Below are 21,631 nucleotides of genomic sequence, written 5' to 3' on the forward strand. Positions count from 1 at the left end.
GTCGCGGGTGCTCTACCGTGTGGAAGGAATCGTTATCCGCAGTATGGATTACGGGGAAGGCAACAAAATCGTGACGATCATAACCGATACTCATGGCAAGGCTGGCGTGCTCATTCGCGGAGCGAAGAAGGCGAGAAGCCGCCACGCTTCGCTCGCCCAGCCGTTTACATACGGGGAATTCGTGTTTTTTCGCGGAAGCGGGCTCGGCACGTTGAACAGCGGCGAGATTATCGCTTCCCATCACGCGCTGCGGGAAAATCTCGAGCTGGCGGCTTACGCTTCCTATGCGGCGGAGCTGACCGACCGCAGCCTGCAGGATGACGAGGCCGGCGGTTACCTGTTCCGCCAGCTTCGCGCTTACCTGGAAGCGCTGGAGGAAGGGAAAGATCCGCAAATCGTCACGTTTTTGTATGAAATGAAAATATTGGAGGCGTCCGGATACGGTCCGGTTGTCGACGCATGCGTTTCGTGCGGCGCCGAAGACGGGCCGTTCCGGCTGTCGGCGTCCGCCGGCGGCGCGTTGTGCCGGCGCTGCTTCCCGCGCGATCCCGAAGCGCTCGAGCTGGCGGAAGGACCGTGGAAGCTGCTGCGGCTGTTTCGCCGGATGGATTTGACGCGCCTAGGCCATGTGCAGGTAAAAGACGAGACGAAAGCGGCGCTGAAAACCGCCATGCGCAGACTGACCGACGCGCATCTCGGCTATCATTTGAAGTCCAGAGCATTCCTCGATCAAATGGACAAATATTCGTTGTAAAATATCGCGTTTGCGCAAGGAAGGAGCCGAATCGACCGGCTCCTTCCGCTATTGGGGCATAAAGCGGAAAACGCCGGCCGATGCAGGAGTTGACGGGACGCCGAGAGCGGACTACAATGGGCATCAGTTTGACGAAAAGAGAGGCGCTTGCCCTTATATGAGCACAACGAACAAAAGGTCGATATCCATCTGGGCGTTGACCTGGCCCATTATGATCGAAATGTTTCTGCAATTTATGCTTGGCACGGCCGATACGCTGATGGTGAGCCGGATTTCCGACGATGCGGTGGCCGTGACCGGCATTGCCAACCAGTTTTTCAATGCGATTATCGTCCTGTTCACGCTCGTGTGCAGCGGCGCCGGCATCTTGATCGCCCAGAAGCTCGGAGCGGGGCAGCCGGCGGACGCCCGGACGATCGCCATAATGTCGGTGACGGTAACGGCGGCGCTCGGCGTTGCCGTCAGCGTTGTACTTGCGCTCGGAACGAAGCCGATCGTCGCCGCGCTGCAGGTGCCGGACGATATTCGGCCTCTCGCCTATACGTATATGGCCGTCATTGGCGGCGGCATGGCCGTGACGGCGCTAAATCTGTCGCTGAGCACGGCGGTGCGCAATACGGGCGATACGCGATCGCCGATGTTCATTTCGCTCGCGATGAACGTCATCCATATCGCGCTCAATTACGCGTTCATTTTCGGCGCGTTCGGGTTTCCGCAATGGGGATTGTTCGGCGTCGCGGTTTCCACCGTCATCAGCCGGCTGTTTGCGCTCGTTTTGCAAATCCGCCTGTTCCGGCATGCGTTCGGGGAGCGGATCGCGCTCAGGGAATTTGCCGTTTTCGACTGGCCGCTGTTCAGGCAAGTGCTGCGCATCGGCTGGCCGCTCGGCATAAACGGCGGCTCCTGGACCTTATCCCAGCTCGTCATTTTCAGCATCATCGCCTCGATGGGCGCGCAGCAGCTGGCGGCGCGGACGTATATGAACACGCTCGAATCGTTCGCCTTTACCGTCGGCTGGTCGCTTGCGCTCGCGGTGCAAATCCGGATCAGCCATCTGTACGGGGCGAAGGCGTACAAGGAAGCGTATTACAGCGCCTACAAGGCGCTCGCTGCGGGCATCGTCATCGTTCTCGCCAATACCGCGCTTTTGCTGCTGTTCCGGCATGCCGTCATGCGGTGGTTTACGGCCGATCCATGGATCGTCGACACCGCCGTGGCGCTGCTTTGGCTGAATTTGGCGCTGCAGCCGGGCAAAATGTTCAATATGGCGCTCGGCCAGTCGCTCAGCGCGATCGGAGACAGTAAATTCGTCATGGTTACCGCGCTCGCCAGCATGTGGATCGTATCGGTCGGACTGTCCTATGCGCTCGGCATCCATTTGCAATGGGGCCTGTACGGCATTTACGCGGCCATGATCGCCGACGAATATATCCGCGGCATCTGGAGTCTCGTCCGTTGGCGCCACCACCGCACGAAGCTGACGCTTGCGGAAGGCTTTCGCGATGCGGACGCCCGCCGGCAGGCCGTCGTCGCGGCGGACTTGTGACAGGCCGCTCCGCCCCCTACCGCGGCTTTCCGCTTTCGCGGCTTTCCGCCGCTCTGCCGCTTCCGACACCCGCGGTTTTCCACCGCTTCCGAGGCTCTGCCGCCTTTCCGCCGCTTTCCGCGGCCGACGAATGTTCGGACTTTTTTTTCGGAAGTGGACATTGACAGCGATTTTGATTTTGTCTATAATCATTCTGATAAGACGAAAAGAATAGGATAGGACAATGAAGGAGAAAGTAGCCGGTTGCGAACCGCGCAGCCAGCGATCCGGGGACGGTGGAAGCCCGGACGGATGAATCGGCGAAATGGCGCTCCGGAGTCTTGAACGGATGCAACCAAAGCGGGCCGAAGTTCCTTGCGAGCCGTAGGGAGAAGGCCAAGTAGGGTGGAACCGCGGGAGAATACTCTCGTCCCTACGTCTGCAAGCAGGCGTGGAGACGAGGGTTTTTTGTCGTGTCCGGGCCGCGTATTCCGCTTTTCGCCGCGGGGGCGAACAGTCGCCGCCCATTCAATTCTGAAGGACAAGGAGTGTCGCCAGCGATGAATTTTCAAGGAATGATATTAACGCTGCAGCAATTTTGGGCAGAGCAAAATTGTCTGATCGTGCAGCCATACGACGTCGAGAAAGGGGCCGGGACGCTCAATCCGATGACGTTTCTCCGGGTTATCGGTCCGGAGCCGTGGAACGTCGCATACGTAGAGCCGTCCCGCCGCCCGGCCGACGGCCGTTACGGGGAAAACCCGAACCGGCTGTATCAGCATCACCAGTTCCAGGTTATTATGAAGCCGTCGCCGGACAACATCCAGGAGCTGTACCTGGAAAGCCTGAATCGTCTCGGCATCGATCCGGCCCATCATGACATCCGTTTCGTGGAGGACAACTGGGAGCATCCGGGTCTCGGCGCATGGGGACTCGGCTGGGAAGTTTGGCTCGACGGAATGGAAATTACGCAGTTTACGTATTTCCAGCAAGTGGGCGGTATCGACATGAACCCGGTAGCGGTGGAAATCACCTACGGGATGGAGCGGCTGGCGTCCTATATTCAGGAGAAGGAGAACGTATTTGAGCTCGAATGGGTGGACGGCGTCACATACGGCGACGTGTTCCTTCAGCCGGAGTACGAGCATTCCAAATATACGTTCGAAATATCGGATACGGCGAAGCTGTTCACGCTGTTCAACATGTACGAGGAGGAGGCGCGGCAGGCGCTGGAACAAAATCTCGTGTTCCCGGCGTATGACTACACGCTCAAATGCTCGCACACGTTCAACCTGCTGGATGCGCGCGGGGCGATCAGCGTGACGGAGCGAACCGGCTACATCAGCCGGGTTCGTAATCTGGCGCGGGCATGCGCCGCGACTTACCTGCAGGAACGGGAGCGTCTCGGCTTCCCGCTGCTGAAGAAAGGAGAGGAGCGCTAATGGCGAAGCATCTGCTGTTCGAAATCGGCCTCGAGGAGGTGCCCGCCCGTTTCGTTCGCGGCGCGATGAATCAACTGAAAGAAAAGCTCGTCAAATGGCTGGACGATTCCCGCATCGGCCATGGCGAAGTGAGCGCGTACGCGACGCCCCGCCGTCTCGCCGTGCTGGCGCGCGACGTCGAAGAGAAGCAGGCGGACGTGAGCGAGGAAGTGAAAGGACCGTCGCGCAAAATCGCGGTCGACGAGCAGGGGCAATGGAGCAAAGCGGCGCTCGGCTTTGCGCGCAGCCAGGGGGTGGAGTCGGATCAGCTGTTCTTTAAGGAACTGGGCGGCGTCGAATACGTATATGTAAATAAGAGCAGCGCAGGCGTCGCGACGGATACGCTGCTTGCGGAAGGGCTAACCGGCATTCTCACGTCGATGACGTTTCCGAAAAACATGCGCTGGGGCAGCTACGAGCTTCGGTTCGTCCGCCCGATCAAATGGATCGTCGCCCTGTACGGCAGCGATGTCGTGCCGATGGAAGTGACGAATGTGCGCAGCGGCAATGTGACGCGAGGCCACCGTTTCCTTGGCGGGGAAGCGGTAATCGAGTCGCCGGACCGCTATCTAGAAACGCTGCGCGCGCAGCATGTCATCGCCGATCCGGCCGAGCGGGAACGGGAAATCGTCCGCCAGATCGAAGCGCTGGCGGAAGAGAAGGGCTGGGATATCGCCGTCAAGGAGGACTTGCTCGAGGAAGTGGTGTTCCTCGTCGAGACGCCGAGCGTGTTGTTCGGCACGTTCGATCCGTCCTTCCTGGACATTCCGCAGGAAGTGCTCATTACATCGATGCGCGAGCATCAGCGCTACTTCCCGGTGCTGGACAAGAGCGGCCGGCTGCTGCCGTACTTCGTCACCGTCCGCAACGGGGACCGGACTTCGATCGAGCAGGTGGCCAAAGGCAACGAGAAGGTGCTGCGCGCGCGGCTGTCGGACGCGAAGTTTTTCTACGCGGAGGATCAGAAGCTGGCGATCGCGGACGCGCTGTCCAAGCTCGAGACGATCGTCTATCACGAGGAGCTAGGCACGCTTGCCGACAAGGTGCGCCGCATTCGGGCGATCGCGGACCGGCTGGCCGTCCGCCTCGGCCTCGACGAAGCGGCGGCAGGCTCCGTCAGCCGGGCGGCGGACATTTGCAAGTTCGATCTCGTGACGCAAATGGTTTACGAGTTTCCCGAGCTGCAAGGGATTATGGGCGAGGATTACGCCCGCAAAGCCGGCGAGCCGGAAGCGGTCGCCCGTGCCGTATTCGAGCATTATCAGCCGCGTTTCGCCGGGGACCGCACGCCGTCGTCGCTCGTCGGGGCGATCGTCGCGATTGCCGACAAGATCGACACGATTGTCGGCTGCTTCTCGATCGGCATCGTGCCGACCGGGTCGCAGGACCCTTACGCGCTGCGCCGTCAGGCGACAGGCATCGTGCAAATTATTTTGGCGCAGCGGCTTGACGTCCGTCTCGACGAATTGTTCGAGATGGGGCTCGGAGCGCATGGCGGCAAGGAGGCCAAGCGCACCGCGGAAGACATCCGCAAAGATTTGTACGATTTCTTCGCGCTCCGCGTCAAGAACGTGCTGTCCGAGCAGGGCGTCCGCTACGATGTCGCCGACGCGGTCATGGCTTCCGGCTTCGACGATTTGCTGCTGACGGTGCAGCGCGCGAGCGCGCTGTTTGCCGCCGTGACGGGAGAAGCGCGGGACGAATTCAAGACGGCCGTGGACGCCTTTAACCGGGTTTCCAACCTGGCGGCCAAAGCCGATTCGCGTCAGCCCGACGAGTCGCTCTTCGAAGCCGATGCCGAGCGGGAGCTGTACCGCTGCTGGCAAGACGTGCATCCGGGATTCGCGCAGGCGCTGGATGCGAAGGACGCAGCCGGCGCGCTGGAGAAGCTGGCGCTCCTCAAGCCGCAGATCAACGCTTATTTCGACGCGGTGATGGTCATGGCGGACGACGAGGCGATCCGGCGCAACCGGCTGGCCACATTGGCGGCGATCGCGTCCGACATCTCGCGGGTGGCGGATTTCGCGAAGCTGGTATGGTAGGCGGCGGACTGCTGCCCGCCGCATAAGGGGGGATGTTAGGATGCCGAAAAATCCGGAGGTCATTCTGTACATCGTGTCCGACTCCGCAGGCGATACGGGCGAGTATGTCATTCGCGCGGCGGTTGCCCAGTTTCATCCGATCTATGCCGATATACGGCGGGCCCCGTTCATCTCCGACGTTGGAGTGCTGAAGCGGGTCATCGAACAGGCCGCGGCGCAGCAGGCGATCGTGCTGTACACGCTTGTCATCCCGCAGCTGCGCAGCGCCATGCTGTCGCTTGCCGAAGAGACCGGCATCGTCGCGATCGATCTTCTCGGTCCGCTGATCGGCAGCCTTGAGGAGAAGACGGGGCGGCGGGCGCGGCAGGAGCCCGGATTGAACCATGTGCTGGACGAAGACTACTTCCGCAAGGTGGAGGCGGTCGAATTCGCTGTCAAATATGACGATGCGCGCGATGCGACCGGCGTGCTGAAGGCGGACATCGTCCTTGTCGGGGTGTCGCGCACGTCGAAGACGCCGCTCTCGATGTATCTGGCGCATAAAAAATATAAAGTCGCCAACGTGCCGCTCATTCCCGAGCTGAAACCGCCCGAGGAGTTGTTTACGATTCCCCGCGAGAAAATTGTCGGCTTGACGATCGGCGTTCATTATTTGAACATTATCCGCAAGGAGCGTCTGAAGGCGCTCGGCCTGCCCGACAACGCGGCCTATGCGACGCCCGAGCGGATCGAGCGCGAATTGGCGTACGCCCAGCAGGTGATGGAGAAACTCGGCTGCGTCGTCATCGACGTCTCCCACCGGGCGGTGGAGGAAACGGCCAGCCTGATTATGGAGGCGGTCGGACGCCACAGTTCGTAAGGCGGAGAGCTTTGCGGAAGGATTTTGCCGGTGCGATGTTGTATATATTAAGAGAAGACGAAAAATCGGACGGTGATGAGCGATGAAACCCGGGAAGCCGACCATCGTCGTCGATGCGGACGCATGTCCCGTCAAAGCGGAAATCGCGCGTACCGGGAAACAATTCGGCGTCCCCGTCCTGATGGTATCGTCCTACGACCATCTGCTTGTACCCGAGGAAGGCGTTGATATCGTCCAGGTCGACCGGCATAGTCAAGCGGTCGACCTGTATATCGTAAGCCGGGTTGTGCGCGGGGACATCGTCGTGACGCAGGATTTCGGACTGGCGGCGATCGTGCTCGCCAAAGGGGCTGTCGCCCTGTCGAACCGGGGGCAAATATATGACGATCGGACGATCGGCTATTTGCTCGACCGCCGCCACGAACAGGCCAAACGGCGCAGGAGCGGGGGGCGGACCAAAGGACCGAGGGCGATGACGGAAGAGGACCGGCGGCATTTTCAACAAAAGCTGACAAAAGTTTTGTTGGAGCGGCAGGAGAATAGTGAACCGTAGCGAATAGTATTACGTGTTATTTTCAGGAGATGATGGACGATGACATATGCCAGAATTCCGGAATCCGTCATCGCCGCGGTTCTCCGAAGCCACGACATCGTGGAAACGGTCGGGAAGTACGTTCATCTGACCAAGCACGGCAAATACATGAAAGGATTGTGCCCGTTTCATTCCGAGAAGACGCCTTCTTTTACGGTTACGCCGGAGAAACAAATTTTCCATTGCTACGGCTGCGGCAAGGGCGGGGATGTCATCCGGTTTGTGGCGGAAATAGAGGGCTACTCGTTTCCGGAGGCCGTGAAGACGATGGCGGAGCAGGCCGGCATCCCCGTTTCCTGGAGCGCGCCTAGCGCCGGTCCGTCGCCTGTCGATTCGGCGCGGGACAAGCTCAGGGAAGCGCATGAGCTGGCGGCCAAGTTTTATCATTACTTGCTGCTCAATACGGCCCAAGGCCGGGAAGCGATGGCCTATTTGCGCAGCAGGGGCATCGGCGAGAAGCTGATCGACCGGTTTGTCATCGGATATGCGCCGAAAGGATGGGATACGCTCGCCAAATTTCTGGAATCTCGAAAATTCGACCTCGGGCTGATGGAAAAGGGCGGTCTGCTGGCGGCGAAGCAGGACGGCAGCGGCTTTGTCGACCGGTTTCGCGGGCGGATCATGTTTCCGATCTGGAGCCGGGACGGCAAAGTGATTGCGTTCGGCGGGAGAATACTCGGCGACGGTCAGCCGAAATATTTGAACTCTCCCGAAACGCCGCTCTTTGCGAAAAGCAGGCTGCTGTACAACTTTCATCAGGCGCGTCCGGCGATTCGCAAGAGCGGGACCGTCGTCCTGTTCGAAGGATATATGGATGTCATCAAGGCGTGGAGCGCGGGCGTTGCGAACGGCGTCGCGACAATGGGCACGGCGCTCACGCCGGAGCACGCGGCGGCGCTCCGGCCTCATGCGGATGAGGCGATCATCTGCTATGACGGCGATGCGGCGGGACAGAACGCGGTTCTGAAGACAGTGCCGCTGCTCGAACGGGCCGGACTTCGCGTATCGGTGGCTATGCTTCCGGGGGGACTCGATCCCGACGAATTCATCGATAAATACGGTCCGGAAGCGTTCGTTCGGGAAACGCTGGAACACCCCGTTTCCGTCACGAAATTTAAGCTTATATATTTAAGAAAAAACCATATACTCCTAGAAGAAGAAGGACGCAAAAACTACGTGCTCGAGGCGGTCAGAACCGTGGCCGAGCTCGACTCGATGACCGAACGGGAAGTATACTTGAAGGAGCTGTCGCGAGAGTTCGATATTTCTCTCGACGCGCTCAAGCAGGACTGCAACCGATTCCGGATGCAACTGCAAAAAAAACGGCCGGCCGGGGATAATCCGGATAATTCGTGGAATAATGGTAGGAATGACAGGACCCGTCCGGCGGCAGCGCCAACGCTGATGCCGGCCTACCACCAGGCGGAACGCAGACTGCTGTATGTGATGATGCATGACGCATCGGTTGCGCAGACGGTGCACGACCGGGTCGGCGATGGCTTTAACGCGGAGGAGCATGCCGCATTGGCCGCTTATATATACGCCTATTATGCGCAAGATAACGAACCGGATGTGAGCCGGTTCATTGCCACGTTGCAGGATGACCGGCTGCAGCGGGCAGCTTCATCGATTTTGATGATGGACGGCGATTTCCCGTTCGACGAGCAACTGCTGGAAGACTACGTCAAAGAAATATTAAAAGTCCCCAAGCTTCGGGAAATCGAGCGAAAAAAAGAAGAGATGGTGCGCGCGGAGCGTGCCGGGGATGTAATGCTGGCGGCGCAGATTGCCAGCGAGATCATAGCCCTAGAGAGACAGCTGAAAGACCGACAGGACGATCGTTTCTAGGGAGGAGGGAGTCGGAAATATGGCGAATGATCAACATACTGAACTAGAAACAGAACAAAAGCTGGATCTGGTGAAAGAACAGCTGATCGAACAGGGCAAGAAGAGAGCTTCCCTTTCGTATAAAGAAATTATGGAGAAGCTGTCTCCGTTTGACCAGGACCCGGAACAAATCGACGAGTTTTTCGAACAGCTGGACGATTTCGGCATTGAAGTCACGAACGATAGCGATGACGATCTTCCGATGACAATGGGGGGGGAAGATCGGGATCGCGATCATGACCACGACCACGATCACGAGCATGACGAATTCAATTTTGACGACGACTTGGCGCTTCCGCCGGGCATTAAAATCAACGATCCCGTTCGCATGTATTTGAAGGAAATCGGACGGGTGCCGCTGTTGTCGGCCGACGATGAAATCGAGCTGGCCAAGCGGATCGAGAACGGCGACGAAGAAGCGCGGCGGCGTCTTGCCGAAGCGAATCTGCGGCTCGTCGTAAGCATCGCCAAACGTTATGTTGGGCGCGGCATGCTGTTCCTTGATTTGATTCAGGAAGGCAACATGGGACTGATCAAGGCCGTTGAAAAGTTCGATCATACGAAAGGCTACAAGTTCAGCACGTATGCGACCTGGTGGATTCGTCAGGCGATTACGCGGGCGATAGCCGATCAGGCCCGGACGATCCGTATCCCCGTTCATATGGTGGAGACGATCAACAAGCTGATTCGGGTATCCCGACAACTGCTGCAGGAATTGGGACGCGAACCTACGCCGGAGGAAATTGCGGCGGAGATGGATCTCAGCACCGAAAAAGTGCGGGAAATTATGAAAATCGCACAGGAGCCGGTGTCGCTCGAAACGCCGATCGGCGAGGAAGACGACTCCCATCTGGGCGATTTCATCGAGGATCAGGAAGCGCTCGCGCCGGCCGATGCCGCGGCGTACGAGCTGCTGAAGGAGCAGCTTGAGGATGTGCTCGATACGTTGACGGAAAGAGAGGAGAACGTGCTGCGTCTCCGCTTCGGACTGGACGACGGTCGTACCCGCACGCTGGAGGAAGTGGGCAAAGTGTTCGGCGTAACCCGCGAACGGATCCGGCAAATCGAGGCGAAGGCGCTTCGCAAGCTTCGCCATCCGAGCCGCAGCAAACGGCTGAAAGATTTTCTCGAATAATGAATTCGCAGACCTTTCTGCTTATGCAGCAAGGTCTTATTTTTAGAAACTTGCTGCTGTTTCAACACGTTCGATGCATTCGAAGCGCTCGATGCGCTTGATGCGTTCTATGTATTCCAGGCGATAACGGCGCTTTCCGCCGAGGACGGCGAAGCCGGTTGTCCCTTGGAACAGCGGCGATATCGCGCAGAAGCGAAAGGAACGGCGATATGAACGAGGAACGTCGAAAAATAATCGTGCAAGAGATCGAGCAATGGCGCCGCGGCAAGCTGCTGCCGGACCAATATTGCGATTTTCTGCTAAATCTGTATGGCGAGCCGGACGAACGCCCGCCGTCGCATTCTTTGGGCAAGGCGGCTTTTGCGCTCCAACGGGCGACGGGCAGGCAATGGCTGCTAGGAACTGGATTATTTTTCTTGATTTGTTTTGTTGTGTTTTATTTTAGCGCTTTTCATCCTCTATTGCAAATAGGCTTGGTGGCGCTTGCCGTAACCGTTTTGCTGAGGATCGGACATAAGCGGCGCACGACGAACGAATCCGCCGGTCTTGCGGTTATCGGCACCGCTATGCTGCTGCTGCTCGGAGCCGGCTTGCTGCTGTTGGAGATGCACGGACTTTCGGAATGGGGCTGGAAAGCGGCCTTCATAGCCGGCTGTGCGGCTTTATGGATCGTCTACGGTCTCGGGGCCGATATTCCGCTGCTCCATTTGTGCGGATGGGTTGCGGCTGTTTTGGCATACGGATGGGTACTGTCCCGTTATACGGACTTGCCGGCCTGGTATGAAGTGCAGCTCTTCTGGCTGCCGCTGTCCTGCGCTTTCGGCTGGTCAAGCTGGTTCGTGCAGCGCTGGTCGAAGCGCGCTTCCTCCGTTCTGTTCGCCGTATGCGCGCTGCTCTGGTTTATGCCGGAGCTGTATGCGGCCGTTTATTTGCGCGATATGGAATGGCTTGAGCTGCAATTGCTCGTAAAAATTGCGGCAGGAGGAGCGTTGTTGTACGGGATGCGAAAAAAATGGATTGCGTGGGTTGCTTAATGTTGAAGCTATCGAAACGGCTGCAGACGATCGCCGATCTTGTCGCGCCCGGCGCCCGGGTTGCGGATATCGGCTCCGATCACGCGCTTCTGCCGACTTATCTGGTGCAGACGGGACGTTCGCCTTCGGCTATAGCCGGGGAACTGAACGCCGGGCCGCTTGCGGCGGCGAAAAAGCAGGTGAAGGAAGCCGGTCTGGAAGCGAAGATCGATGTGCGCCAAGGGGACGGACTGGATGTGCTGCAGGCGGGGGAAGCCGATACGGTGACTATTGCCGGCATGGGCGGCAGCCTGATGGCCGCCATTCTGTCGCGCGGTGCCGCAGCCGGCAAGCTCGACGGCGTCCGCGAGCTGGTGCTCCAGCCGAACGTCGGCGAAGAGCTGGTGCGCAGTTGGCTGCTTGACGAAGGCTGGCTGCTGACGGCCGAGGAGATCGTCGAGGAGGACGGAAGATGGTACGAAGTGCTGCGGGCCGTCCGGTCGTCCGACGCCGATGCGCTGAACGGGAAGCTGTACGATACGTCCTTCTTGCCGTCCGGGATCGGACAGGAGAGAGGGAGACGCCTGCTGCTTCGCATGGGGCCGCTGCTGCTGCGGCGCGGGGAGCCGCTGCTTGGCGCCAAATGGGCGCATGAGCTGGAGAAGATGGAGTATATTTGCCGGCAGCTGTCGCTTTCGGAAACGCCGGAAGCGAAGGAGAAGGAAGCGGGGTTGCGCCGGGATATGGATGAAATCAAGGAGGTGCTGGCATGCTTGCCCATGGACAAACGGTCGTGCAGCTGATGGAACGGCTCGCTCCCAAGCATTACGCCGTGGAAGGGGACAAAATCGGCCTTCAGCTCGGCACGCTGCAGAAAGAAATACGCAAAGTGCTCGTCGCGCTCGACGTGACCGAGGAAGTCGTGGATGAAGCGATTTCCGTGGGCGCGAACCTCATTGTTGCCCATCACGCCATCATTTACAGGCCGATCGCCAAGCTGGACACATCGACCCCGGCCGGACGGCTGTACGAGAAACTGATCAAGAACGATATTGCCGTATACATCTCTCATACGAACCTGGATGTCGCCGAAGACGGCATGAACGACTGGATGGCCGATTTGATCGGCATCGACACGGAAGGGCGACTGCCGTTGGACGAGGTGCATACGGACAAGTTGTACAAGCTTGTCGTTTTTGTGCCGAAGGACTACCGCGACCGCGTATTGGAAGCGGTATGGCAGGCCGGAGCGGGCGGCATCGGCAATTATTCGCACTGCAGCTTCAATCTTGAAGGAACCGGCACGTTCCGTCCGCTCGAAGGGGCCGATCCGTTCATCGGCTCGACCGGGAAGCTGGAACAAGTCGAGGAAGTGCGGATCGAGACGATCGTTCCATACAGCGTTCACCGTGCCGTCATCCAGGCGATGCTGAAGGCGCATCCGTACGAAGAGGTCGCGTACGACCTGTACCCGCTGGAATTGAAAGGGCGCTCGTTCGGTCTGGGCCGCGTCGGGAAGCTGTCCGCCCCGACTACGCTCGGCGAGCTGGCCGACAAAGTCAAGAAGGCGTTCGATGTGCCGTTCGTCCGGGTTGTCGGCGATTTGCAGCGCAGCGTCAGCAAGGCGGCGGTGCTGGGCGGATCGGGCGCCAAATATTTCCGTCAAGCGCAGTTCTACGGCGCCGATGTGCTCGTTACCGGAGACATCGACTACCATACCGCGCACGACGCGCTTGCCGCCGGCATCGCCTTGATCGATCCGGGCCATTACGCCGAGAAAATTATGAAGGCGAAAGTGGCCGATTGGCTCGCCCGCGGGCTGGCGGAACGCAAAAGTTCGACCGAGGTCGTCGCCTCGGCCGTCGATACGGAGCCGTTCCGCTTCGTGTGAGCTTAGCCGGAGCGCGAAGTCGCTTCCGGCTATGGGGGCCCGCGCGCGGAATAGAGCCCTGCAGGTGCGCAATGTAGCGCGGCCGCCGGGGGGCGCGACGCTTTGCGCAATGTAGCGCGGCCGCCGGGGGGTGACGCTTTGCGCAATGTAGCGCGGCCGCCGGGGGGTGACGCTTTGCGCAATGTAGCGCGGCCCCGGCCCTCGCGCGCGAGCTTTACAGTTGCGTAATGGCAGATTTGCCCTTCGAAATGATTTGCAGATTACACCTGGACAGGTGAGTTCGGAGGAATACTGCAAAAGTGCAGGATTTTTTTCCTTGACGGACGTCTTGGGCTCAAGTTACTGCAGAAGTACAGGATTTTTTGGCTATTTCCATCTTACATGCAGTTTGGAGGCCCAAAATACTGTATTATCGCAGGAATTTGACCGTTCGGGCTGTCAATAGCGGGAAAAAACTGTACTTTTGCAGGATTGGTTGATTTGAAATGAATGAGAACGGCAGCAGGTGCGGGGGCAAACGGCAGCAGATCCCATCGATTAGCCGTAAGCATGCCCGTAAATAGCTGCGCGATTTCGTTGTAAAGGGGATATTCGAAGCGGCGGCCGGCAAGATCCGAATATGTGCTTATCGTCTAAGCGATTTACCGCATTTCCAAGCGCAGTGAGCACATGCCGTCTTTTATAGCGTTTAGTGGTCCTGCTTGCGCCGAAATGGCCAGGCCGACATGGTCAGTAAAGATCACTATTATCAAAAACGCGCTGGATTTGTCGTATGCAACTGGCAACGCTGGCATTCATTCAGGGTTGAGCTTTGCCGCTGTTCCTTGTATACTGGAGAATGCACGGAAAGTTTGACAGACAATCGCTGGCGGCTTTGGCCGCGAGAGGAAAGTCCGGGCTCCACAGGGCAGGATGCTGGATAACGTCCAGTCAGCGCGAGCTGAAGGATAGTGCCACAGAAACGGACCGCCGATGGCCGGCATGCCGGCACAGGCAAGGGTGGAACCGTGGTGTAAGAGACCACGAGGAGCATTGGTGACAATGTTCCTGGTAAACCCCATCCGGAGCAAGACCTAAGAGGACATCGCGGCGGCTTTGCCGCTGCAACCCTGGCCCGGGGTATGTCCGGGTTGGTCGCTTGAGCCGTTCAGCAATGGACGGCCTAGATAGATGATTGTCGCTTCAATGGTGGGAGGGTCGTTCCCGTTCGCACCACCGGAAGTACAGAACCCGGCTTATGGCAAACTTTCCGAACGAACGGCAACAAAGCATCCTGCTCTTGTCTTCCATGGACAAGGACAGGATGCTTTGTTGTTTGCGCTCAAAAACAGGCTCGCCGGCCGGGCGGCTTCGACCCGAACAGCGCCGGCATGCGGCAGCGCTTAGGTCAAGCTCGACATGTTGACGTTGTAGAGACAACTTGGCAAGCGACGGCGCTGTAAGACCGACTCGACATGCCAACGCTGTAGGGCCGACCTGGCCCCGACTCGGCATGCGGCCGCTTTAGGCCCGGACTCGACATGCCAACGTTGCAGGGCCGTCTCGACATGCCGTCGTTATAGGGCTGACTTGGCAAGCGACGGCGCTGTAAGGTCCGTCTCGGCATGCCGCCGCTGTAAGACCGACTCGACATGCCAACGCTGTAGGGCCGACCTGGCCCCGACTCGGCATGCGGCCGCTTTAGGCCCGGACTCGACATGCCGTCGTTATAGGGCCGTCTCGACATGCCGTCGTTATAGGGCTGGCCCCGTCTCGGCATACCGCCGCTGTAAGGGCGGCCTCGGTATGCGACCGCTTTAGGGCCGGCTTGGCGTGCCGGCGTATTTGTCGACGATGCGCTGGAGGCGATCGGCCAGACGAAGCGGGAAGCGCTGGAGCGATACGGTCGATTGTCCGGCAGCTTCCAGTGCGCGTCTGACGTCGATTTGACCGTAGCCGAAGTAGATGTCTTTGCCCGAATCCCCCATATCGATCGCCGATGTGCGCATAATCTCCATCACTTCTTCATTGTTCAGTTCGGGGTTGGCCGAACGGATGAGCGCGGCCAGCGCGGACACATGGGGACTTGCCATCGACGTTCCCGACAAGGCGGCATATTGGCCGCCCGGATAGGTGCTGGCGATGCTGGCTCCCGGAGCGGCGACGTCGATATAATCCCCGTAGTTCGAGAACGACGCGCGATTGCCGTTGTAGTCAGTGGCCGCGACAGCGAAAACTTCCGGATAGGCGGCCGGATAGCCGGGCCGATCGGTATTGTCGTTGCCGCTGGCCGCCACGATGACGACATCGCGGTCGTAGGCGTACCGCACGGCGTCGTGAAGGAAGTCCGCCTGCGCATAATTGCCGAGACTCATATTGATTACTTTGGCCCCGTGGTCGGTGGCCCAGATAATGCCTTCGGCGACCGAATAGGTCGATCCTGCGCCGTTTTCGTCCAGCACTTTGACAGGCATAATTTTGTTGTACCAGGACATGCCCGCGACGCCTTCGCCGTTGTTGACCGCCGCGGCGATAATGCCGGCGACATGGGTGCCGTGTCCGACGTCGTCCTCGGGGTAAGCCGACTCGTCCAAAATATTGATGCCCTCGACAAGCCTCCCCTGCAGATCGGGATGGTCGCGCTGAACGCCGGTATCGAGCACCGCAACGATCACGTCGTCGCTTCCTTTGGACAAATTCCAGCCTTTCTCCGTTTCGATCGTCGGCAAATTCCACTGATATTGGGAGTACAGCGCGTCATTCGGAACGATCGGAACTTCGTCGCTGGGAATGGCCGGGTCCATGCCGACCGCTTCGTTCGTCAAGTACAAGTAATGCGGTTCGACGTACCGGGGATGCCAGCGATCGCGGAAATACGCGATCATTCGCTCGGCATCCATCGAACGGGACCGGAACAAATAGGTATAGCCCAGCTTGCGCACCGATACGGCGGATATTTCCTTCTTTATAAGCTCCATTTGCTGCGGGGAAGGATCGCGTTCGAAACGGACGACCACTTCATCGACCCGATAGTGGCTGGCATTGCCGTTATCTTCGCCCGATCGCACGCTTTTTTGTTGCGTCGAGTTCGGTTTCACCGTCTTGACCCGGTATTTCCCGTTGGCGGGATACGGAACGAGACGGAGGTTGCGGCGTTGGTGCCGCTCTACCGCTTCGACGACATTTTGCTTGACCAGTCCGACAATTCCCTGCCCCTGGTAACGTTCGTCGGGTATGCCCATGACGACGTACCGGACACTGCCGTCCTTGATTGTGGGAGATACATATTTTTTTCCCGATTTGACGCTCGTTTCGGCTTTATTTAAATGCGTTTCGGCCGAATCTTTTACCGGCTCCGGAACAGAACCGCGCGCGACCGAACGATCGCCCGTCATCCAGCGGATGTAAACCATGTGCGGATGATCGGCCATAAGCCGCCGGATATGCTTTTCTTTGCCTTTGCCGTCGCCGCCTTGCGCTAGCAGCTTGCGAAAATCTTTCGCGCATTCGGTCGTACACAGCAAGGCCGTCGCTTCCATATCGCTGCGCAAAATTGCCATTTTCCGTTCTTTTTCTTGCTTCGCCGACATCGTGCGATTGTATGATTTGGCCGTTTCGTTCCCGGGTACGGTTCGCTCCTCAGACTGATCGTTCCCTTTAAACCACGGCGCGAACGGCAGCAGGAACAGGGCGACCGCCAGCACGGCCATACCGACAAGCCATTTCTTTTGCATCGTGATATCCTCCAATGATTCATCAAACTCGGTTCGGGTAAGGTTAGAATGGGATGCGCAGGTTGAAAATATACGGAATAAACGACGGAAGGCAGTACCACTTCCATGCAATTTGTGGTACCATGTAAATCATGAAAAAGTATTGAAGTTTTTGTTGCGCTCTTGACGAAGAAAGGGGATCTACCGACAATGTCATCGATCAACGTGAAGCCGCTCAGCGAATCGACTCGTGACAAACTGAAGGAAGCCATCACGGCACTGGAAACATTCCTGAATCATTACGCTTTGCCTCAGCTTGTAAACGAAAACCAGGGAGAAGAAGAGCAGCTTTATTATAAAGGGTTATTATCCGATCTGAGACATCTTCTCGTTTTTTCGGAAGTCACTTACGAGAAGCTCGGCATCGTTCTTCGCCGTCCCCAATTCGATAGCGATTCCGCGGAGCGGACGTTGTATGATGTGTATCACCAATGCGTGAATGCATACTTCTATCCGAAAAATGAAAGCTATTCCGAAGACGGACGCTATGCGTACACCGGTCAGGAAGCGATCCGTTTCCGCTACGTGCCGTCCCGTCCGGCCCGTGAAATCGTGCTTTATTTGTCCAAAATTTTCGAGGAATTGCGGGAAGATCTCGCGTATTACGAAAATGACTATATGACCCAGCGCAGAATGCAGGGGCAAAAATAAGGCAGACATAGTTCACCTCCGTCGAGGGCATCTTGTGTAACGGAGGTGATTTTCTATGCCGAAAGGCGTCCTGTGCACCGTCGCCAACTGTACCTTCTGGGGCGAAGGAAACAAATGCAATGCCGACTCGATCCTCATCGATCTGGACAAACATGCTTCCGAAAATTACGACAGTGAATTCGCCAAAGAATTGCATCAGGAAATAGCCGAGGAATCGTCCGCAACCTGTTGCCACACCTTTAGGCCGAAGAGGTGACGGAAATGGGCGAAAAACATCGCAAGCGCAAAATGTACGAATGGAAGCGGGAGTCCGGCTTTCACGAAAAAGACGAACGCGATGCGGAGTTTTCTGCCGAACTGGCCGCTTCGCCTTCGAAGGATAGGGACGAGAACCGAAAAGAACGCGACGACGTTCAATCGTACGGCGTGAGCCTGGGTTGGATCGCCCTCGCTTTTGCGGTCGCCTCTTGGTTCGTTTGGCCGATTCTGCTCGGTCTTACCGCCGCCGTGCTCGGATTTGTCGCATATCGGCAAGGAAGCCGGGCGCTGGGCATCTGGTCGATGACGCTCGGTTTGATTGCCGCTTGCACATTTTTGGTGCTTATCCCTCTTTATTACGCGTTCACGTAAAAGTTTGCCGCCGGAGCCCTCGTTCCGGCGGTTTCTCGTGCCGGGCTGCCGCAAAGCGGCTTTCGCTTTTGGGACTGGCAGATCCGCGCGAAAACATGTAAAATGATTCGTAGCGGCGAAATTCATCGATTTTTTTACATAGAGGAAGGAAGAACGGGCATGTATCTGAATACGGACCCCCGTGTCGCGCAAGCGATGCTTCAGCTGCAACTGTCGCCTTCGACGAGTTTGCTGAACGGCAGCCATACGACGACCGATTCTTACGGCGCGACCGGTACGGCTTCATTGTTTGAAACATTGCTGATGCAACTGCTGTCCGATTCGTACGGCGGCTTCTCGTATGCTGAGCCGAATTCCCCGTCGTACCGGACATCCGCTCTCGATTGGGCGCCTGCGGCAGCAGCGGTATGGCCCGTATCTGCGGGATATGAAGCGATGTCGGCGGAGGCGACGAATGCCGAATCCGCGCCATTCGATCACTTGATCGAAGGAGCGGCCGCGCGTTACGGAGTCGATCCCGCGCTTGTCCGCGCAGTCATCGCCACGGAATCGAATTTCCGTCCGGACGCGGTGTCGTCCGCTGGAGCCAAAGGCTTGATGCAATTGATGGACGATACGGCCCGCGGTCTCGGCGTTGCCGATTCTTTTGATCCCGCGCAAAATATTGACGGCGGCACCCGCTACTTGTCGTTTTTGCTGCGCAAATATGACGGCGACGAGCTGGTGGCGCTGGCGGCCTACAATGCGGGCCCCGGCCGGATAGATCGGCTCGGTATTCGCACGAACGAGCAATTGATTGCCCAAATGCATTTGCTCCCCGGCGAAACCCGGCGCTATATCGGCAAAGTAACGGAAGCGAAAGCCCGGTATTCGGCCGGAAGCGGCATGGCCGGGCCGCATGCGGTATAATGAACGGTAATGAATGCGACATAATTGTAGGGCATGATAAACGTTGAAGCCGCAGATGAACTGCCGCTTCAACGTTGCTTTTTTTTCAATACGATTCGGGAAGGATTTGTGAGATGCTTTATTTCGACCATTGCGCATCCACTCCGCCGCATAAAGAAGTGATTCGGACGCTCGCGGAAGTGATGGAACGTCATTACGCCAACCCATCTTCGCTCCACAAGCCCGGCGCCGAAGCGAACAAGCTGATCGAGCGGGCAAGGGAGCAGGCCGCCGCTTTGTTCGGCGTTAAGGCGGAGGAATGGATTTTCACGTCGGGAGGAACGGAAAGCAACAATCTGGCGATCAAAGGAGCCGCCCGGCAATACCGGAGCAGGGGCAATCATCTGGTGACGACGGGGATCGAGCATGCTTCGGTGTACGAGGCGTTTCGCCAGCTGGAGCGGGAAGGCTTCCGCGTCACGTATGTTCCGGCCGGACCGGGCGGTCATGTGTCGCCGGAGCGGATCCGGGAAGCGTGCACGGACGATACGATACTCGTCAGCGTCATGCATGTAAATAATGAAGTAGGCGCCGTTCAACCGATCGCCGAAATCGGCCGCTGGCTTCGTTCCAGACCGAAAACGCTGTTTCATGTCGACGGCGTCCAAAGCGTCGGCAAGCTGCCCGTCAGCTTGAAAGAGTGGGGGATCGATCTGTTCAGTATATCGGCTCATAAGCTGCAAGGACCGAAAGGGGTCGGGCTGCTGTATGTGCGGGAAGACGTCCGCCTCGATCCGCTGCTTTCCGGCGGCCAGCATGAACGCGGCTTAAGAGCGGGAACCCAGAACGTGCCCGCCATCGTTGCGGCCGCCAAGGCGCTTCGTCTGGCGATCGAATCGCAGCCGCTGCGTCTCGAGCGGATGACGCGGCTTCGCGAACGGCTTGTCCGGCAGCTGCAGGCGATTCCGGAGCTGGTTGTGAACGGCGATGCGTCTTCCGGGGAGATGGCCCCTCATATTGTCCATTTCTCTTATCCGGGGATGAAGCCGGAAGTTATCGTCCATATGCTTGAGCAAAACGGGGTGGTCGTCTCGACCAAATCGGCCTGCTCCTCGAAGGACGACCGGCCAAGCCGGGCATTGCTCGCCATGGGGCTGCCGCATGACCGGGCAGCCAGCGGCGTGCGGATCAGCTTCGGGGACGAGCACACCGAACAAGACATCGACAAGCTGGCGGCTATTATCCGGATGACGGTGGATACATTGAAGCCGCTGGAGCGGAAGGGAGGCGGCCAGGCATGATCTACGACAGAATCATTCTTCGGCTTGGCGAAATTACGGTTAAAGGGCGCAATCGCGGACGGTTTGAGAAGCGGCTGCTCGAACAGGTCGTGGAGGCGCTCAAGCCGTTTCCGCGCGCGAAAGCGACGGCGACTTACGGCCGCATCTATGTCGAATTGAACGGGGAAGCGTACGAGCCGATCCGGGACCGGCTCAAGGATGTATTCGGATTGAGCTCCTTCAGTCCCGCCAAGCGGGCCGATTCGGAGCTGGAATCGATCCGGGACGCGGCGCTTGCGATTATGCGCTCCTATCCCGATGTTCCCCGGACATTCAAAGTAACGGTGAAGCGCGCATGGAAGCAATTTCCGCATACGTCCCACGAGATGAATCATCTGGTGGGCGCACATGTGCTGCGCGCGACGCCGAATTTGAAAGTGGACGTGCACCGGCCCGATGTCGAGCTTCATGTCGATATCCAACCGGAAGGGACTTATCTCTATTGCGAGGCCGTGCCGGGAGCGGGAGGTTTTCCGTACGGAACGAACGGGAAGGCGATTTTGCTGCTCTCCGGCGGCATCGACAGCCCGGTAGCCGGTTGGATGGCGATGCGCAAAGGGTTGGAGCTGGAAGCGGTCCATTTTCACAGCTACCCTTTTACGAGCGAGCAGGCCAAAGACAAAGTCGTCGAACTGGCGCGGCGGCTGGCGTACTACGGCGGAGGATCGCTGAAACTCCATCTCGTCCCGTTCACCGATATTCAGACTGCGCTCGTCCGTTTCAACAAGGAGCATTTGCTCATTACGCTGATGCGGCGGGCTATGCTGCGCATTGCCGAGCGGATCGCCGACCGCCGAAAAGCCGGGGCTATCGTTACCGGAGACAGTCTCGGCCAGGTGGCCAGCCAAACGCTCGGCAGCATGAATGTCATCGGCCGGACCACGAGCCTGCCGCTGCTCAGACCGCTCGTCATGATGGACAAGCTGGAAATTATCCGGATGGCGGAGCGGATCGGAACGTATGAAACGTCGATATTGCCTTATGAAGATTGCTGCACACTGTTCCAGCCGAAATCGCCGAGCACGAATCCGAATCTGAATGTCGTCGAGCGCATCGAGTCGTCGATGCCGGAGCTGGACGGCATGATTGCAGCCGCTGTCGACGGGACGGAGACGATCGTCGTGGAGTACGGAAGCGGCGGCAAGGTCGGCGATCTCGAGGAAAGCTGGTTTTGACCGAAAAAAAAGCAGG

At 58.2% G+C, this 21,631-nt stretch carries 18 protein-coding genes and 1 other RNA gene; 18 read left to right on the forward strand and 1 reads right to left on the reverse strand.

From position 1 onward, the window contains the following. Positions 1–7 precede the first annotated feature (7 nt). The 12 genes from recO (at position 8) to rnpB (ending at position 14,432) form a co-directional block, all read left to right on the forward strand. Complete coding sequence (recO, locus tag ABEV74_RS16655) at positions 8–754, forward strand: DNA repair protein RecO (protein WP_430147707.1); 747 nt, start codon at positions 8–10, stop codon at positions 752–754. A 157-nt stretch (positions 755–911) separates the two neighbouring features. Further along, the gene (locus ABEV74_RS16660; RefSeq protein ID WP_430147710.1) at positions 912–2,300 is read left to right on the forward strand and encodes an MATE family efflux transporter; all 1,389 of its coding nucleotides are present in this window, start codon (positions 912–914) and stop codon (positions 2,298–2,300) included. A gap of 539 nt (positions 2,301–2,839) precedes the next feature. After that, a complete protein-coding gene (glyQ, locus tag ABEV74_RS16665) occupies positions 2,840–3,721 on the forward strand; it encodes a glycine--tRNA ligase subunit alpha (RefSeq protein ID WP_062492359.1) in 882 nt (293 codons plus the stop codon). Continuing rightward, positions 3,721–5,802: a glycine--tRNA ligase subunit beta gene (gene glyS, locus ABEV74_RS16670; protein ID WP_430147713.1), complete on the forward strand. Its 2,082-nt coding sequence runs from the start codon at positions 3,721–3,723 to the stop codon at positions 5,800–5,802. The genes glyQ and glyS overlap by 1 nt, the downstream gene beginning before the upstream one ends. Positions 5,803–5,842: 40 nt before the next feature. After that, on the forward strand, positions 5,843–6,661 hold the full coding sequence (locus tag ABEV74_RS16675; protein ID WP_430147716.1) for a pyruvate, water dikinase regulatory protein: 819 nt from the start codon (positions 5,843–5,845) through the stop codon (positions 6,659–6,661). 82 nt (positions 6,662–6,743) lie between these two features. Beyond that, on the forward strand, positions 6,744–7,214 hold the full coding sequence (locus tag ABEV74_RS16680; RefSeq protein WP_062492362.1) for a YaiI/YqxD family protein: 471 nt from the start codon (positions 6,744–6,746) through the stop codon (positions 7,212–7,214). A gap of 39 nt (positions 7,215–7,253) precedes the next feature. Continuing rightward, entirely contained in the window at positions 7,254–9,101 is a 1,848-nt protein-coding gene (dnaG, locus tag ABEV74_RS16685; RefSeq protein ID WP_062492363.1) for a DNA primase, read from the forward strand. Between the two features lie 19 nt (positions 9,102–9,120). Further along, positions 9,121–10,275 carry an RNA polymerase sigma factor RpoD gene (gene rpoD, locus ABEV74_RS16690; RefSeq protein WP_430147720.1) on the forward strand — a complete coding sequence of 385 codons (1,155 nt, stop codon included), beginning with the start codon at positions 9,121–9,123 and terminating at the stop codon, positions 10,273–10,275. Positions 10,276–10,484: 209 nt separating this feature from the next. Then, positions 10,485–11,309 carry a hypothetical protein gene (locus ABEV74_RS16695; protein ID WP_062492365.1) on the forward strand — a complete coding sequence of 275 codons (825 nt, stop codon included), beginning with the start codon at positions 10,485–10,487 and terminating at the stop codon, positions 11,307–11,309. Next, a complete protein-coding gene (locus ABEV74_RS16700) occupies positions 11,309–12,091 on the forward strand; it encodes a tRNA (adenine(22)-N(1))-methyltransferase (RefSeq protein WP_062492366.1) in 783 nt (260 codons plus the stop codon). Before ABEV74_RS16695 ends, ABEV74_RS16700 begins: the two co-directional genes overlap by 1 nt. Further along, positions 12,058–13,179, forward strand: coding sequence for a Nif3-like dinuclear metal center hexameric protein (locus tag ABEV74_RS16705; RefSeq protein WP_430147723.1), 1,122 nt, complete (start codon positions 12,058–12,060; stop codon positions 13,177–13,179). The genes ABEV74_RS16700 and ABEV74_RS16705 overlap by 34 nt, the downstream gene beginning before the upstream one ends. Before the next feature lie 846 nt (positions 13,180–14,025). Next, positions 14,026–14,432: RNase P RNA component class A (rnpB, locus tag ABEV74_RS16710), an RNA gene on the forward strand. A 543-nt stretch (positions 14,433–14,975) separates the two neighbouring features. On the opposite strand, the gene ABEV74_RS16715 is transcribed toward rnpB, so the two are convergent. Next, a complete protein-coding gene (locus ABEV74_RS16715; protein WP_430147726.1) occupies positions 14,976–16,892 on the reverse strand; it encodes a S8 family peptidase in 1,917 nt (638 codons plus the stop codon). A gap of 189 nt (positions 16,893–17,081) precedes the next feature. On the opposite strand from ABEV74_RS16715, the gene ABEV74_RS16720 reads away from it, so the two are divergent. The 6 genes from ABEV74_RS16720 to thiI all read left to right on the forward strand — a co-directional run bounded on the left by ABEV74_RS16720 (position 17,082) and on the right by thiI (position 21,615). Next, a complete protein-coding gene (locus ABEV74_RS16720) occupies positions 17,082–17,582 on the forward strand; it encodes a YpuI family protein (protein WP_062492369.1) in 501 nt (166 codons plus the stop codon). Positions 17,583–17,637: 55 nt separating this feature from the next. Beyond that, positions 17,638–17,838, forward strand: coding sequence for a DUF1540 domain-containing protein (locus ABEV74_RS16725; protein WP_062492370.1), 201 nt, complete (start codon positions 17,638–17,640; stop codon positions 17,836–17,838). 5 nt (positions 17,839–17,843) lie between these two features. Continuing rightward, positions 17,844–18,212, forward strand: coding sequence for a DUF4190 domain-containing protein (locus ABEV74_RS16730; RefSeq protein ID WP_430147728.1), 369 nt, complete (start codon positions 17,844–17,846; stop codon positions 18,210–18,212). Between the two features lie 159 nt (positions 18,213–18,371). Beyond that, positions 18,372–19,121: a lytic transglycosylase domain-containing protein gene (locus tag ABEV74_RS16735; protein WP_430147731.1), complete on the forward strand. Its 750-nt coding sequence runs from the start codon at positions 18,372–18,374 to the stop codon at positions 19,119–19,121. A 113-nt stretch (positions 19,122–19,234) separates the two neighbouring features. Continuing rightward, entirely contained in the window at positions 19,235–20,401 is a 1,167-nt protein-coding gene (locus ABEV74_RS16740; RefSeq protein ID WP_430147733.1) for a cysteine desulfurase family protein, read from the forward strand. Beyond that, entirely contained in the window at positions 20,398–21,615 is a 1,218-nt protein-coding gene (thiI, locus tag ABEV74_RS16745) for a tRNA uracil 4-sulfurtransferase ThiI (RefSeq protein WP_430147736.1), read from the forward strand. Before ABEV74_RS16740 ends, thiI begins: the two co-directional genes overlap by 4 nt. The last annotated feature ends 16 nt before the right edge of the window (positions 21,616–21,631 follow it).

Source organism: Paenibacillus cisolokensis (assembly GCF_050481165.1).
In the GTDB taxonomy this organism is placed as follows: domain Bacteria; phylum Bacillota; class Bacilli; order Paenibacillales; family Paenibacillaceae; genus Paenibacillus_AH; species Paenibacillus_AH cisolokensis.

Excerpts from the sequence above, each read along its gene's own strand:
- ABEV74_RS16660 (WP_430147710.1), top strand. The coding sequence starts at position 912 with ATGAGCACAACGAACAAAAGGTCGATATCCATCTGGGCGTTGACCTGG.
- glyQ (WP_062492359.1), top strand. The coding sequence starts at position 2,840 with ATGAATTTTCAAGGAATGATATTAACGCTGCAGCAATTTTGGGCAGAG.
- glyS (WP_430147713.1), top strand. The coding sequence starts at position 3,721 with ATGGCGAAGCATCTGCTGTTCGAAATCGGCCTCGAGGAGGTGCCCGCC.
- ABEV74_RS16675 (WP_430147716.1), top strand. The coding sequence starts at position 5,843 with ATGCCGAAAAATCCGGAGGTCATTCTGTACATCGTGTCCGACTCCGCA.
- ABEV74_RS16680 (WP_062492362.1), top strand. The coding sequence starts at position 6,744 with ATGAAACCCGGGAAGCCGACCATCGTCGTCGATGCGGACGCATGTCCC.
- dnaG (WP_062492363.1), top strand. The coding sequence starts at position 7,254 with ATGACATATGCCAGAATTCCGGAATCCGTCATCGCCGCGGTTCTCCGA.
- rpoD (WP_430147720.1), top strand. The coding sequence starts at position 9,121 with ATGGCGAATGATCAACATACTGAACTAGAAACAGAACAAAAGCTGGAT.
- ABEV74_RS16695 (WP_062492365.1), top strand. The coding sequence starts at position 10,485 with ATGAACGAGGAACGTCGAAAAATAATCGTGCAAGAGATCGAGCAATGG.
- ABEV74_RS16700 (WP_062492366.1), top strand. The coding sequence starts at position 11,309 with ATGTTGAAGCTATCGAAACGGCTGCAGACGATCGCCGATCTTGTCGCG.
- ABEV74_RS16705 (WP_430147723.1), top strand. The coding sequence starts at position 12,058 with ATGCTTGCCCATGGACAAACGGTCGTGCAGCTGATGGAACGGCTCGCT.
- ABEV74_RS16715 (WP_430147726.1), bottom strand. The coding sequence starts at position 16,892 with ATGCAAAAGAAATGGCTTGTCGGTATGGCCGTGCTGGCGGTCGCCCTG.
- ABEV74_RS16720 (WP_062492369.1), top strand. The coding sequence starts at position 17,082 with ATGTCATCGATCAACGTGAAGCCGCTCAGCGAATCGACTCGTGACAAA.
- ABEV74_RS16725 (WP_062492370.1), top strand. The coding sequence starts at position 17,638 with ATGCCGAAAGGCGTCCTGTGCACCGTCGCCAACTGTACCTTCTGGGGC.
- ABEV74_RS16730 (WP_430147728.1), top strand. The coding sequence starts at position 17,844 with ATGGGCGAAAAACATCGCAAGCGCAAAATGTACGAATGGAAGCGGGAG.
- ABEV74_RS16735 (WP_430147731.1), top strand. The coding sequence starts at position 18,372 with ATGTATCTGAATACGGACCCCCGTGTCGCGCAAGCGATGCTTCAGCTG.
- ABEV74_RS16740 (WP_430147733.1), top strand. The coding sequence starts at position 19,235 with ATGCTTTATTTCGACCATTGCGCATCCACTCCGCCGCATAAAGAAGTG.
- thiI (WP_430147736.1), top strand. The coding sequence starts at position 20,398 with ATGATCTACGACAGAATCATTCTTCGGCTTGGCGAAATTACGGTTAAA.